This window comes from Rhodanobacter sp. MP7CTX1 (genome assembly GCF_014205795.1).
In the GTDB taxonomy this organism is placed as follows: domain Bacteria; phylum Pseudomonadota; class Gammaproteobacteria; order Xanthomonadales; family Rhodanobacteraceae; genus Rhodanobacter.
In genome coordinates, this window is sequence record NZ_JACHCN010000001.1 from 132,229 (window position 1) to 145,528 (window position 13,300).

The 13,300-nt window shown below is 61.1% G+C and carries 12 protein-coding genes and 3 tRNA genes; 9 read left to right on the forward strand and 6 right to left on the reverse strand.

Annotation, left to right across the window (positions count from 1 at the left end; genetic code table 11):
- Positions 1-255: 255 nt before the first annotated feature.
- The 4 genes from HDE77_RS00690 (at position 256) to HDE77_RS00705 (ending at position 2,812) form a co-directional block, all read left to right on the forward strand.
- Complete coding sequence (locus HDE77_RS00690) at positions 256-528, forward strand: HU family DNA-binding protein (protein ID WP_184415161.1); 273 nt, start codon at positions 256-258, stop codon at positions 526-528.
- Positions 529-548: 20 nt separating this feature from the next.
- A tRNA-Val gene (locus HDE77_RS00695) sits at positions 549-623 on the forward strand.
- A 9-nt stretch (positions 624-632) separates the two neighbouring features.
- Positions 633-709, forward strand: a tRNA-Asp gene (locus HDE77_RS00700).
- A 189-nt stretch (positions 710-898) separates the two neighbouring features.
- Positions 899-2,812: a SurA N-terminal domain-containing protein gene (locus tag HDE77_RS00705; RefSeq protein ID WP_184415163.1), complete on the forward strand. Its 1,914-nt coding sequence runs from the start codon at positions 899-901 to the stop codon at positions 2,810-2,812.
- Positions 2,813-2,926: 114 nt separating this feature from the next.
- On the opposite strand, the gene HDE77_RS00710 is transcribed toward HDE77_RS00705, so the two are convergent.
- From HDE77_RS00710 to gloB, 3 genes are all read right to left on the reverse strand, one after another.
- Entirely contained in the window at positions 2,927-3,712 is a 786-nt protein-coding gene (locus HDE77_RS00710; RefSeq protein ID WP_184415165.1) for an enoyl-ACP reductase, read from the reverse strand.
- Positions 3,713-3,827: 115 nt separating this feature from the next.
- Positions 3,828-5,042 (reverse strand): transglycosylase SLT domain-containing protein, encoded by a 1,215-nt coding sequence (locus HDE77_RS00715; protein WP_343206031.1) that lies wholly within the window; start codon positions 5,040-5,042, stop codon positions 3,828-3,830.
- The gene (gloB, locus tag HDE77_RS00720; RefSeq protein WP_184415167.1) at positions 5,042-5,809 is read right to left on the reverse strand and encodes a hydroxyacylglutathione hydrolase; all 768 of its coding nucleotides are present in this window, start codon (positions 5,807-5,809) and stop codon (positions 5,042-5,044) included. Before gloB ends, HDE77_RS00715 begins: the two co-directional genes overlap by 1 nt.
- A gap of 213 nt (positions 5,810-6,022) precedes the next feature.
- On the opposite strand from gloB, the gene HDE77_RS00725 reads away from it, so the two are divergent.
- Genes HDE77_RS00725 through dnaQ form a run of 3 tightly spaced genes read left to right on the forward strand, consistent with a single transcriptional unit; the run spans position 6,023 to position 7,903 of the window.
- Positions 6,023-6,709: a methyltransferase domain-containing protein gene (locus tag HDE77_RS00725; RefSeq protein ID WP_184415169.1), complete on the forward strand. Its 687-nt coding sequence runs from the start codon at positions 6,023-6,025 to the stop codon at positions 6,707-6,709.
- A gap of 25 nt (positions 6,710-6,734) precedes the next feature.
- The gene (gene rnhA, locus HDE77_RS00730; protein WP_184415171.1) at positions 6,735-7,193 is read left to right on the forward strand and encodes a ribonuclease HI; all 459 of its coding nucleotides are present in this window, start codon (positions 6,735-6,737) and stop codon (positions 7,191-7,193) included.
- Positions 7,190-7,903, forward strand: a complete 714-nt coding sequence (gene dnaQ / locus HDE77_RS00735; RefSeq protein ID WP_184415173.1) for a DNA polymerase III subunit epsilon — start codon at positions 7,190-7,192, stop codon at positions 7,901-7,903. The genes rnhA and dnaQ overlap by 4 nt, the downstream gene beginning before the upstream one ends.
- A 26-nt stretch (positions 7,904-7,929) precedes the next feature.
- Here dnaQ and HDE77_RS00740 read toward each other — a convergent pair whose 3' ends face one another.
- From HDE77_RS00740 to ppsA, 3 genes are all read right to left on the reverse strand, one after another.
- Entirely contained in the window at positions 7,930-8,631 is a 702-nt protein-coding gene (locus HDE77_RS00740; RefSeq protein WP_184415175.1) for a protein phosphatase 2C domain-containing protein, read from the reverse strand.
- A gap of 489 nt (positions 8,632-9,120) precedes the next feature.
- Positions 9,121-9,210 (reverse strand) — tRNA-Ser (locus HDE77_RS00745).
- A 99-nt stretch (positions 9,211-9,309) separates the two neighbouring features.
- Positions 9,310-11,682: a phosphoenolpyruvate synthase gene (ppsA, locus tag HDE77_RS00750; RefSeq protein ID WP_184415177.1), complete on the reverse strand. Its 2,373-nt coding sequence runs from the start codon at positions 11,680-11,682 to the stop codon at positions 9,310-9,312.
- 260 nt (positions 11,683-11,942) lie between these two features.
- Here ppsA and HDE77_RS00755 point away from each other — a divergent pair, with 260 nt between their 5' ends.
- Together HDE77_RS00755 and HDE77_RS00760 are read left to right on the forward strand one after the other, a co-directional pair.
- Positions 11,943-12,758, forward strand: coding sequence for a pyruvate, water dikinase regulatory protein (locus HDE77_RS00755; protein WP_184415179.1), 816 nt, complete (start codon positions 11,943-11,945; stop codon positions 12,756-12,758).
- A gap of 25 nt (positions 12,759-12,783) precedes the next feature.
- Complete coding sequence (locus tag HDE77_RS00760; RefSeq protein ID WP_184415181.1) at positions 12,784-13,278, forward strand: DUF1249 domain-containing protein; 495 nt, start codon at positions 12,784-12,786, stop codon at positions 13,276-13,278.
- The last annotated feature ends 22 nt before the right edge of the window (positions 13,279-13,300 follow it).

The following is a 13,300-nucleotide window of genomic DNA, read 5'->3' on the forward strand; positions in this document are numbered from 1 at the left end:
TATCGACGTAGTCGCCTGCCGTTCGTTTTGCAAGCGGTTTCGTCAGTCGCATGCGTGCCGGAAACGTTGCTGTAGCTTGTGTTGCGGAGTTCAGCAACGCACTGGTATAAAGGCGATACCGCAATCCCGGCGCTACGTCGGCGCAGTGATGCGGGGTTGCGTAACGGCGCCTAGCAAAAGCCAACCATCCATGCCGGTGTTGTCTCGTCCCAGACAGACTATGCCGACCGAAAACCGAATCAAGGGAGCTTTTCAATGAATAAAACTGATCTGATCAATGCCATCGCCGAAGCAGCCGAGCTCACCAAGGCTGATGCAGGCCGTGCTCTCGAGGCTTTTTTCGCGACCGTGCAGAAGTCGTTGAAGAAAGGTGAGGATGTATCGGTTGTTGGCTTTGGCACGTTCACCGTGCGCAAGCGCGCGGCGCGTACGGGTCGTAATCCGCGTACCAACGAAGCGATCAAGATCAAGGCCTCGAAAGTCCCGGCTTTCAAGGCTGGCAAGACCCTCAAGGATGCCCTAAACTAAGCGGCTACTCGCTTGGTTTCGGGTGCTTAGCTCAGCGGTAGAGCGTCGCCCTTACAAGGCGGTGGTCGTAGGTTCGATCCCTACAGCACCCACCAGAAAAATGCGGAGCGGTAGTTCAGTCGGTTAGAATGCTGGCCTGTCACGCCGGAGGTCGCGGGTTCGAGTCCCGTCCGCTCCGCCACAGTTCGCAAGGGCGCCCGTGTGGCGCCCTTGTTTTTAGGCAAGATGCGCCTCGGTGGGGTTCTTGTTTTTTTAGGCAAGGGCGCAATTATTTCGCGCTTTTTCGATCGGGCATCGGCGCCTGTGGTGTCCGGGCCATCACTGCCACGCGCTGTACATGCGCCATCAATCACGTCGCGGGAAGATTTCGATGCTGCAGGCAATACGTAACAAAATGCATGGGTGGCCGTCGGTCATCCTTCTGGGCGTTTGCGTTTTGGCGATGTCGCTCTTTGGCATGGAGAGCTACTTCACATCGCATGAAGACTCCTTCGTGGCGAAGGTCGGCAAGCATGAGATCACCCCGCAGGATTACCAGGATCGGATGAACCAGTTGCGGCAGCAGGCAAGCGCCGATCAGGGAGATCATTTCGATCCGAGCATTTTTGAAAAGCCTGAGGTGAAACAGCAAGTGCTTGACGGCCTGGTCGACCAGCAGCTGCTGCTCAAGGCCAATGATGACTGGGGTATGCGGGTGTCAGATCAGGCCGTGCGCGACTACATCGCGGCGATCCCCGCGTTTCAGTTGAACAATCAGTTTGACCCGACCACGTACCAGACATGGCTGGAAAGCCAACGCAAGTCGCCGCAGACCTTCGAGAACGAAATTCGCGCATCGCTGGCAACCCAGCTGCTGCCGGATGCCGTCACCGACAGCACCATCGTCGGCGATGCCACGCTCGACCGCTTCCTCAGTCTGGTCAGCCAGCGTCGCGACCTGCGTTATTTCGTGCTGCCACGACCGGCCCTGGCCGATAGCACGGTCAGCGATCCGGAGATTGAAACTTTCTACAAGGCTCATCAGGCCGACTACATGAATCCCGAGCAGGTCTCGGTGAAATACATTGAAGTCAATGGTGCCGATCTCAAACCGGATGCCGCGCCGAGCGACGATGAGTTGAAGAAGCGCTACGAAAAAGAAAAACAGCGCTTCGTGCAGCCCGAGCAACGGCTGGTCTCGCACATCCTGATCAACGTGCCGACCAATGCCACCCCGGACCAGCAGAAGGCCGCGCTGGCCAAGGCCGAGAAAATCGCGGCCGAAGCAAACCCCGGCGATTTTGCAAGGCTGGCCGAACAGGACTCCGAGGATTTGGGCTCCAAGCGCCAGGGCGGCGACCTGGGCTGGCTGGAAAAAGGCGTGACCAACCCGGCGTTCGATGCGGCCATGTTCACGCTGCAGAAGGGTCAGATATCCAAGCCCGTACTGTCACCCGATGGCTATCACATCATCTTTCTGCGTGATGTTCGCAGTGGTGCATCCAAGCCGTTTGAAGAAGTGCGCGCTCAACTGGTCAAGGAGGCATCGGTTGGCGAGCAGGACCGCAAATACAACGACGTTGCCGGCAAGCTGTCCGACAACACCTATCAGAACCCGTCGTCGCTCGAACCGGCGGCAACCGCCATGAATCTGCCGATCAAGAGCACGGGGATGTTTTCGCGCAAGGGTGGCGACGGCCTGGCCGCGAACCCGAAGCTGGTCGCTGCGGCATTTGGCGACGACGTGTTGGTCCAGGGCAATAATTCCGGGCTGATCGAGCTCGGTACTGATCACTCGGTGGTAATCCACGTCGACAAGCACGTGTCGGCTGCCGTCCGTCCGCTGGCCGAAGTTCGCGCTGATGTGCAGAAGCGGATCCTTGACGAACGCGCCATGGCGGCCGAAAAGAAGCAGGCCGATGACCTGCTCGCGCGCCTGAACAAGGGTGACGCGATGGCCGCCGTCGCGGCGTCCGTCGGGGCCAGCATCAAGACCGCAAATGAAGCGGTTCGTCGGGACGACCAGCAGCCCGCCGTGCCGGCGCCCTTGCTGAAGCAGGCGTTCCTGTTGCCGCACCCGGCAGCGGGCAAGTCGCAGTTCGCCGCGGTGGACATGCAGGACGGCAGCTACGCTCTGCTGGCGCTGGACAAGGTGCAGGATGGCGATTTGTCCAAGGTCGCACCGGGAGAACGCGACGCGCTGCGCCAGCAGATGACCCAGGCTTATGGATCCGAAGCTGTCCGCGAACTGATCAACGTGTTGCGGGAAAAAACCACGATCAAGATCAACAAGACCCAACTGTAATGGGTTCGTTGCAATAATCATGAGCAGTGGCCTTGCGGGGCCGCTGCAAATAAAAAAGGGGCGGCTAATGGCCGCCCCTTTTTTATCGCCGTACGCGTCAACAGAACGGCAGCTTCAAATACCGGTCATGCCGATAATGTTGTAGCCAGCGTCGACGTGGGTGACTTCACCGGTGATTCCCGAAGCGAGATCCGAACACAGGAAAGCGCCGACATTGCCAACTTCGTCGATGGTGACACTGCGGCGCAGTGGTGCATTCTCATCGACGTGATCGAGCATCTTGCGGAAGTTCGCGATGCCGGCGGCAGCCAGTGTCTTGATCGGGCCGGCCGAGATCGCATTGACACGTGTGCCCTCCGGGCCGAGGTTGAATGCCAGATAGCGCACATTCGCCTCGAGACTGGCCTTGGCCAGCCCCATCACGTTGTAGTTGGACAATGCGCGTTCGGCACCCAGGTAGGTCAAGGTGAGAATGGAGCCATTTCGGCCGGCCATCATCGTTCGTGCCGCCTTGGCCAGTGCCGCCAGACTGTAGCTGGAGATGTCGTGCGCGATGCTGAAGTTCTCGCGCGTCAGATGGTCCAGATACCCTCCCTGGAGGGCCTCGCGCGGGGCGAAACCCACCGAGTGCACGAGTACGTCGAACCCGTCCGTCCAGTGCTTGCCGAGTTCGGCGAACAGGCTATCAATCTGTGCGTCTTCGGCAACGTCGCAGGGCAGCACGATGTTGGAGCCGAACGTGTTGGCCGCTTCCTCGACGCGATCTTTCAGGCGATCGTTCTGATACGTGAAGGCAAGTTGCGCGCCCTCGCGGTGCATCGCGTTCGCAATGCCCCAGGCGATCGAGCGTTGGCTGGCGATGCCGACGACCAGGACACGCTTGCCATGCAGGAATCCCATGCGTCCTCCAAAGGTTGATAGCGCGCCTCAGAGATGTAGCCAGCGGAGTCTAGCAGGGCGACCCGCGCGGGCTGTATCCAAGCGACGCGGCATGGCTTGCCTGCCTGCCTGCCCTTCAGTTGGCCTCGCTCACCATGAGCACCTGACCGGGCTTCACTGTTTGCCCATGCAGATGATTCCAGCGTTGCAGCTGTGCGATGTTGACGGAGTACAAGTGGGCGATCTGCCACAGACTTTCGCCCGATTTGACGGTATGGGTCTTTGCCGGCGCTGTCGCTGTCGGTGAGCGGGTCGCTGGAACCGACAAGGCGGCGCTGCTGCCCACCGAGGTGGTGAGGCGACTATCCGCCGTGACGAGAGATGATTGATCAAGCAGGGCGTCGCGAAATTGCTGGACATGGTTGGCCGGCAGCAGCAGGTACGAGGCGGCATCCGTATCAACCATGTCGCTACGGAATGCCGAGTTGAGGCTCTTCATTGAATCCACCGAGATGCCGGCATGATCGGCAGCCTGCGTGATCGGCATCGAGTGCGAAATCTTCACCTGCACCAGATGTTGCTCGTTCGGCAGCGTGGGCAGGCTGACGCCGAAGCGGGCAGGTTCGCGGACCACGCAGGCCATCGCCAGCAACTTGGTCAGGTGCTCGCGGGTCACACTGCGCACAGGCCATTTTGGAATCACTGGCTCGTCCGGTGGCATACCGCGTGCCTTCACGAGTTTGCTGATGTTGAATTCACCGGCGTTGTACGCGTAGTCGACCACGCGCCAGTCATGAAACTCGTCATGGTATTGCTTGAGCAGTTTCATCACGGCGTTGGCGGAGGCATCCACATCAAGCCGGCCATCGTAGTGACCGTCCACGCGCAGTCCGATGGAGCCGGCCGTGGCCGGCATGATCTGCCATATGCCTGCGGGCCTGTTTTTGCGGCCCGCCACCGGTTGAAAGTAGCTCTCGATCCAGGGCAGCAGGACAAATTCGCCAGCGACGTCATAGTGGGCAGCTACTTCCTGCACGTAGGTCAGTCGCGGCAACGCCTCACGCAGTTGACTCTCGAACTGCTCCGGGTTGTGCGTATAACGCTTGGCCCAGGCCAGCACCGCAGGGTCGGCATCACAATCGGTCATGCCAAAGCTGCCGCGCAATTGATCCCACAAATCGGTGGTTTGCGGCGCCGCCACAACGAGTTCTGCATGAGGCGCGATACCGTTTTCAACGGTCACTGGCGGTGCCGCGATGGCCACGGGTTTGTGCGGCCTCTGCGAGGGTGCGGTGGCGCACGCGGCCAGCAGGATCGACAGTGCCAGCGGCACGAATTGAAGTCGTTTCATCATTGGCGGAACACATCCTTGGCTCCGCGAACGGCGGCAAAACGCGCGACCCGATCGTTGTCGACGCCGTGCTGACGCCGACACCAGTCGGCGACCGGGTCGCTATCGACGCGCAGAAACGGATTGGTGGCCAGCTCGCTGGCCAGCGAGACCGGCAGAGTAGGGCGGTTGCTGTCGCGCAACGCACCGACCTCCCGCAGACGCGCGTGCAAGTCGGGATTGTCCGCATCGATGGTGATCGCAAAACGTCCGTTGGCCGCGGTGTATTCGTGGCCGCCGCAGACTTGGGTATCTCCCGGCAAGATCGACAGACGGTCCAGCGAGGCGAGCATCTGTGCCGGCGTGCCCTCGAACAGCCTGCCACAGCCGAGACTGAACAAGGTGTCGCCGCACAACAGAACGCCATTCCCGACGTAAGCGATATGGCTGAGGGTATGTCCGGGAATCTCGATCACCTCGAAGCGCAGGCGCGGCGCCACAAGTTCTACCCAGTCGCCGTCCCGTACGCGTTGTGTCGCTTCCATGATGCGTTCATCGACGGGCGCGTACACCGGCACGTCGTGGTGAGCGCGCAGCCCGGCCACACCGCCGATGTGATCGTGATGATGATGGGTCAGCAGAATCGCGCGCAGTTGCAGTCGCCGCTCGGCAAGCGCGTGCTCGACGACAGCCGCATCGCCCGGATCGACGACGATGGCGTTTCCGTCATCATCGTGCAGCAGCCAGATGTAGTTGTCAGCAAGTGCCGGTAACGGTACGAGATGCAATATGAGCTCCGTTGCGTTGGATTGACGACCGGGCAACCATCCGGGCACGCATTGAGCGACCGACTATAAAGAGCCTGGGCTGTCGACTCGTTAGCTAAATGTTAACAAATCGGGTGGTTGTTCAGCTGCGTGCGGTGGTTCCGTTCGACCTGTGATCTGCTGCCTGTCGTCAGCCGTTACACTCTTGCAATAGATTCAGACTGGACCGAATGCATGCTTCAACGCGATCAAGACATCTATGCCAGTGCGCCCTTGCGCCGACTGCTGGATGATCAGATGCGCGCGATGGCACCTGACTTGCAGCGCTGTTTTGGCGCGCACGCACTGCTCGTCGGTGCCTCAGCCAACGACGCCCCACCGGCACGCTTGATGTTCAGCTGCTGGACCCGTCTGCGGGTGGATGAGGGCAGGTACCGGGGGGATCTGCAGGCCGCAACGGACGAGCCGCTGCCGTTCCTCGATGATGCGTTCGAACTGGTCATGCTGCGACATGCGCTCGAGGTGGTGGCGGAACCATCCGCCGTGCTTGCCGACGCCATCCGCGTACTGGCTCCCGGCGGTGTGCTGGTATTGACAGGTGTGCACCCGCTCAGTGGTTGGGCACCGTGGTTCTACTGGCGCGCGCGTGGCACACGTCCTGTTTTGCAGCTCCCGCTGCGGCTCATGCAGGTCATGCAGGGGGCAGGTTTGGACATTGAGCGTGTGCGACGCGTCGGCCGTATCTTTCCTCGCACGACAGCGGCTGGCCCTGAAGGTATCAGCGCATGGGGCGGTGGCTATGTGCTGATTGCGCGCAAGCGACACCGCGCGGCGACGCCGCTGCGGATCAAACCGGTGCCGCTGCGGGTGCCGGCGAATAGCCAGCTTTCGCCCGGTACCAGGCGTAGTTCGGTACTTTGATTTTACGATCCTAATGTGAGTAACGATGAGCGAAGTGGAAGCGTTTACCGACGGTGCCTGTCTGGGCAATCCGGGTCCGGGCGGTTGGGCTGCGTTGTTGCGTGCCAGCGGCAGCGAGCGCATGGTCGCTGGCGGCGACCCGGCTACGACCAATAACCGCATGGAATTGATGGCGGCCATCGGCGCACTTGAGGCGCTGAAGCGGCCGTGTCGGGTGCTGCTCACCACCGACTCGCGCTACGTGATGCAGGGCATCGAGGAGTGGGTGCCGAAGTGGCGCGCGAATGGCTGGCGCACGGCTGACAAGAAGCCGGTGAAAAATCAGGACCTGTGGCAGCGATTGTCCGATGCAGTCAGCACCCATCAGGTGCGTTGGCAGTGGGTGCGTGGCCATAACGGGCATGCGGAAAATGAAAGGGTCGATCAGGCCGCACGCGAACAGGCAGAACTCATGAAGCTTGGGCTGATGAAGGCCAGCGCATGAGGCAGATTGTCCTCGACACGGAAACCACCGGTCTTGAAGTTCGCCAGGGTCATCGACTGATTGAAATTGCCTGCGTCGAAATGGTCGAACGCAGACTGACTGGCCGGCACTACCAGACCTATCTCAATCCTGATCGGGCGATCGACGAAGGCGCACGCCAGGTCACCGGCATCGAGGACGAGTTTCTGCTCGACAAGCCGCGCTTTGGCGAAGTAGTGGACGAGTTCCTGGCCTTCATCGATGGCGCCGAACTGATCATCCACAACGCCAGTTTCGACGTCGGATTCCTCGATGCCGAACTATCGCGTCTGAACACCGGGGCTGGTCGCATCGCTGATCGCTGCAGCGTGCTCGACACGTTGGTGATGGCCCGTGAACGTTATCCCGGCCAGCGCAACAGCCTCGATGCCTTGTGCAAAAGACTGGGGGTAGACAACTCACGCCGCGATCTGCACGGCGGCCTGATCGATGCCCAGCTGCTGACCGATGTCTATCTTGCGATGACCTCGGGACAAGTGGGATTCGAACTGAGTTTTGAAGGCGCGACCGAGCAACACGACAACGTGTTGTCGGTGCCGGTAGTCTTGCTTGCGCGCCCGCGTGTTTTGCGTGCCAGCGATGACGAACGGGTGCGGCACGAACAGCGTCTCGATGCGCTGGACAAAAGCACTGGTGGCAAAAGCGTGTGGCGTCAGCTGATCGAGTCGTAGCGGCTGGCGAAACTCAGAGGGCTTACTCAGCTACAACGTACGATGATCACCGTGACATTGTCATCGCCACCACTGTCGAGTGCGCTGAGCAGCAGCTGATCGACGCACTCTTGCGCTGCCAGATCCGTGCGTGCAACGGTGCGCGCGATCGATGCATCGTCGACGCCTTCGGTCAGGCCGTCGCTGCACAGCAGAAAGCCCATACTCGGCTCCAACTGTCCGCGTGCCATGCCGATGTGCAACTGTTCGGTTGCCGTCACACCGAGCGCCTGCGTCAGCACGTTGCGCTGTGGGTGATGTGATGCCTTCGCCGGATCAAGTTGGCCCGCTTCGACGAGTGCCTGCACCAGCGAATGGTCGTGGCTGATCTGTCGCAGCTCGCGCTTCCACATGTAGATCCGGCTGTCGCCCACCCATGCCACTTCGTAGCTGTCGGTGGTCAGCCTCAGCGCGGCAATCGTGGTGCCCATCGGTAGTACATCCAGGCTGCCGCGGGTATGCGCAAGCAGTCGCTCGCCGGCGCCATGCACGGCATCGATCAAACTGTGTCCGCGCGTGACCAGGTCGACCATCGCGTCACGCACCAGGGCCGAGGCCACTTCGCCATGCTGATGACCACCCATGCCGTCCGCCACTAGAAACAACCCAAGTGAGGCGTCGGCGTAATAGGTATCTTCATTGCGCGTGCGGCGCAGGCCGACGTGCGTTCCGTGTCCGAATTCGATCATGAGCTGTCTGGTGAGGCCGAGGTGTGCAGCATGCCCCATGTGATGTGATGGGCGCAAAAGAATCTGCGGATGGATGGGGTAGAGGTGTAACTCATGAGGCACGTCTGTTAGCGCGTCGGCTTCTTTGCTCCTCCCCCTGCTTGCAGGGGGAGGTTGGGAGGGGGTGAGCTTTTGATCTTCGGGAGCGAAGAGCGACCCCACCCCAACCCTCCTCTGCGAGCGGGGGGGCACGGCTGTGCAGCTTGAGGGTTCTTCGTGACGGTCATCATCAGGAAAGCAGAGCGCGTTTTTTATGCGTTGAGGCGACGTCCGCTGCACGGGGGATTGTTCACCCCATCCATGGGGTTCACCCCTACGCGCTGCGCGCTTCGGGGCCAGCCTGCGGCTGTCCGAATTCGTTCCAGACGAATTCGTCGAACCCCCGAGGGCCCTCGTCCCTCCCTCTCCGCCAGTAAAACAAAACGCCCCGCGAGGGGCGTTTTGTTTTACTGGCGGAGAGGGAGGGATTCGAACCCTCGGTAGTGTTACCACTACGCCTGATTTCGAGTCAGGTACATTCGACCACTCTGCCACCTCTCCAGAGGGGTGCGCGTGGTCCGCGCGAGCCGGCAAGTTTACGCGGTAGGCGCAATGGAGACAAGCATACCGAGCGGTGGGCTTGTCTCCTGGGCGATAGGATCAGCCGGCTTTTTTCTTCGCCAGCCGCAGCCAGGTATCGACCACGGTGTCCGGGTTCAGCGACAGCGATTCGATCCCCTGTTCCATCAGCCATTCGGCCAGATCCGGATGGTCACTGGGACCCTGGCCGCAAATGCCGATGTATTTGCCCTTGGCACGAGCGCTCTTGATTGCCATCGAGAGCAGCTTCTTCACGGCCGGGTCGCGTTCGTCGAACAGGCTGGCGACGATGCTGGAATCGCGGTCCAGGCCGAGGGTGAGCTGGGTCAGGTCGTTGGAGCCGATCGAGAAGCCGTCGAAGATGTCGAGGAATTCGTCAGCGAGCAGGGCGTTGGAGGGCACTTCGCACATCATGATGACCTTGAGGTCGTGCTCGCCCTGCTTGAGGCCATTCTTCGCCAGCACTTCGATGACCTTGCGGCCTTCGCCCAAGGTGCGCACGAACGGGATCATCACCCATACGTTATCCAGGCCCATGACCTCGCGCACGTGCTTGACGGCTTTGCATTCCAGCCCAAACGCTTCGGAGAAACTCGGATCGACGTAACGGCTGGCGCCGCGGAAGCCGATCATCGGGTTTTCTTCGTGCGGTTCGTAGCGCGAGCCGCCGAGCAGGCCGGCGTATTCGTTGGACTTGAAATCCGACAGGCGCACGATCACCGGCTTCGGATACACCGATGCGGCAATCGTGGCGATGCCTTCGGCGAGGCGATCGACATAGAAGCTCACCGGATCGGCATAGCCGGCGATGCGCTCGTCGATCTTCGCCTTGGTCTCGGCGTCCTGCTTTGCATACTCCAGCAGCGCCTTCGGATGCACACCGATGTGGCTGGCGATGATCATTTCCAGGCGGGCCAGGCCGATACCGGCGTTCGGCAGCATGCCGAAGTCGAACGCGCGTTCCGGGTTCGCCACGTTCATCATGATTTTCAGCGGCGCTTCGGGCATGTCGCCGAGGTCGGCGGTGATCCGCTCGAACTTCAGGATGCCCTCATAGATCGTGCCGGTGTCACCCTCGGCACAGGAGACGGTGACCTCGGCGCCGTCAGGAATCTTGTCCAGCCCGTTGCCGGTACCGACCACGGCGGGCACGCCGAGTTCGCGGGCGATGATCGCCGCGTGGCAGGTGCGGCCGCCGCGATTGGTGACGATCGCCGAGGCACGCTTCATCACCGGCTCCCAGTCGGGGTCGGTCATGTCGGCGATCAGCACGTCGCCGGCCTGCACCTTGCTCATGTCGGCCAGCGAGCGGATCACGCGGGCCTTGCCGGCGCCGATCTTCTGGCCGATCGAGCGACCTTCGGCGAGCACCTTGCTCTTCTCGTTGAGACTGAAGCGCTCGAGCTGGGTGGCATGCGCGCGCGACTTCACCGTCTCCGGGCGAGCCTGCACGATATAGAGCTTGCCGGTGTTGCCGTCCTTCGCCCACTCGATGTCCATCGGACGACCGTAGTGCTTTTCGATGATCAGCGACTGGCGTGCGAGCTCCTGCACATCGGCATCGTTGATGCAGAAACGCTTGCGCATTTCGGCCGGGGTGTCCTCGGTGCGCACGCGCTCGCCGGGTGCGCTGGAATACACCATGCGCAACTGCTTGGCGCCTAGATTGCGGCGCAGCACGGCAGGCTTGCCGGCGTTCAGGGTCGGCTTGAACACATAGAACTCGTCCGGATTGACCGCGCCCTGCACGACCATTTCGCCGAGACCGTACGAGCCGGTGACGAAGACGACATCGCGGAAGCCCGATTCGGTGTCCAGCGTGAACAGCACGCCGGATGCGCCCACATCCGAGCGCACCATCAGCTGCACGCCGGCAGACAGGAATACGTCCTCGTGCTTGAAGCCCTGGTGCACGCGGTAGGCGATGGCGCGGTCGTTGTACAGCGAGGCGAAGACCTCCTTCACCTTGTGCAGCACGTCGTCGATGCCGACCACGTTGAGGAAGGTTTCCTGCTGGCCGGCAAACGAGGCGTCCGGCAGATCCTCGGCGGTAGCGGAGGAGCGTACGGCGACCGCGATATTCTCGGCACCGGCGTCTTTGCACAGCTTGATGTAGGCGTCGCGGATCGCCTGCTCGAGTTCGGCGGGCAGGGCAGTGTCGACAATCCAGCCGCGGATTTCCTTGCCTGCCACGACCAGCGTGTCGACATCATCGACGTCGAGCGAGGCCAGGCGATCCTGAATGCGTTTGGCCAGGCCGCTCTTTTCCAAATACTGCTGGAACGCATCGGCGGTGGTGGCAAAGCCGCCCGGCACGGAAACACCGAGCTTGGCGAGGTTGCCGATCATCTCGCCTAGCGAGGCGTTCTTGCCGCCGACCTTACCCAGGTCAGTCATGCGCAGTTGGTCGAGCCAAAGCACCAGATCGTTCAAGGGGGGTGTCTCCTCAAGAGCTTTTAATAGAAGTGGGTCGGGGTGTGCAGGCTGATGCGGCAGTCAGACCAGAAACGGGCTGCAAAGGACTGGTATTGTCCGCTGTGGATGGTGCGAAGCACAAGAAGACCATTGCGTGGTCTTGTCGTGCCAACTGCATACCAGTCAGGTGGCGGTCAATCGGCGACAGCGTTTTGCGCTTGCGTTAAGGTGATAACCGCTTGCCCTTGATAGATGCACCCCAGCGATCAGGCCACTGTATGCAACGAACGGTTTACTTCATCTCCGACTCCACTGGTATTACCGCGGAGACGATCGGCAACAGCATCCTGGCGCAGTTCGAGGGCGTGCAGTTCGACAAGCATCGACTGCCGTTCACCGATGACGCGCAGAAGGCTGAAGCAGCCGCGCTGCGGATCAAGACGCGTTATGCGCAAACCGGCGAACGGCCGATCGTGGTCAATACGATGGCCGAACGCGCGCTGTGCGACATCGTGGCTGCCAGCGGCGCGCTGATGCTGGATGTGTTCGCGCCGTTCATCGGTCCGTTGGAGGATGAACTTGGCACCAAGCGTTCCGGTGCGGTCAATCGTTCGCATGGCATGGTTGATTTCGACAAGTACGAGGCGCGCATCAATGCGACCAATTACGCGCTCTCGCACGATGACGGCATGGATGTGGATTACGCGCAGGCCGACCTGATCCTGGTCGGCGTATCGCGTTCGGGCAAGACGCCGACCTGCCTCTACATGGCCTTGCATTATGGGGTCAGCGCCGCCAACTACCCGCTGACCGATGATGATCTGGACAAACTTGAGCTGCCGGCGCGTCTTCGTCCCTACCGCGATCGCCTGTTTGGCCTAACCATCGAAGCGCAACGGCTGGCGCAGATTCGCGAGCAGCGTCGTGCCGGCAGCAAATATGCCACCTTGCAGCAATGCCGCTGGGAGTTGGAGCAGGCCGACAAGTTGATGCGCCACGCCGGCATTCCGAGCCTGAATACCACGCATGTCTCGATCGAGGAGATTGCCAGCAAGATTTTCGACCGCTTCGGTATCGAGCGGACCATGTTCTGAATGAGTTCTGGAGTTTGTGTTGCCGATGATTGCCACACTGGATAGTCGATCCCCCTTGTTGCCGGGCCGCTTCGGTTTCCTGATGGGGCTGTATGCGGAAAACTATCACCGGCTGGCACGCCTGTTCGGCCCGCAGCAGCTGGCGCCGGGACGCTATGTCTCGGATGTGGATGACGGCCTCAACGTGCATCTGCATCTGCAGGAGCGCCATCCGTACACGCTGGAGCTGGAGCTCACCTACGATTTTGTCGACGCGCATACCGGTCAGCGGGCGCCGTCGGCGCAGTTGCGCATGTACACCGACGCGCATGTGGCCGAAGCGCTGCATTGCCACCCTGGGCGGCATCTATGGCAGGTGCTGGGCCCCTTTCCGCCGGCGCACACGGTGCTTCAGCATCGCCTGCGCATGAATGGTTTTCTGTCGCGCTGGCTGGAGTACCTGGGCGAGCAGGGGCATTCCATCGGCACCCTGGAGCGCGACGAATCCAGCGCAAGCCCGATCGAGGCTGCCAGCAAATAACAGGCAACAAAAAACCCGCACC

Coding starts and splice junctions, on each gene's coding strand:
- HDE77_RS00690 (WP_184415161.1), top strand. CDS start 256: ATGAATAAAACTGATCTGATCAATGCCATCGCCGAAGCAGCCGAGCTC.
- HDE77_RS00705 (WP_184415163.1), top strand. CDS start 899: ATGCTGCAGGCAATACGTAACAAAATGCATGGGTGGCCGTCGGTCATC.
- HDE77_RS00710 (WP_184415165.1), bottom strand. CDS start 3,712: ATGGGATTCCTGCATGGCAAGCGTGTCCTGGTCGTCGGCATCGCCAGC.
- HDE77_RS00715 (WP_343206031.1), bottom strand. CDS start 5,042: ATGAAACGACTTCAATTCGTGCCGCTGGCACTGTCGATCCTGCTGGCC.
- HDE77_RS00725 (WP_184415169.1), top strand. CDS start 6,023: ATGCTTCAACGCGATCAAGACATCTATGCCAGTGCGCCCTTGCGCCGA.
- rnhA (WP_184415171.1), top strand. CDS start 6,735: ATGAGCGAAGTGGAAGCGTTTACCGACGGTGCCTGTCTGGGCAATCCG.
- dnaQ (WP_184415173.1), top strand. CDS start 7,190: ATGAGGCAGATTGTCCTCGACACGGAAACCACCGGTCTTGAAGTTCGC.
- HDE77_RS00740 (WP_184415175.1), bottom strand. CDS start 8,631: ATGATCGAATTCGGACACGGAACGCACGTCGGCCTGCGCCGCACGCGC.
- HDE77_RS00755 (WP_184415179.1), top strand. CDS start 11,943: ATGCAACGAACGGTTTACTTCATCTCCGACTCCACTGGTATTACCGCG.
- HDE77_RS00760 (WP_184415181.1), top strand. CDS start 12,784: ATGATTGCCACACTGGATAGTCGATCCCCCTTGTTGCCGGGCCGCTTC.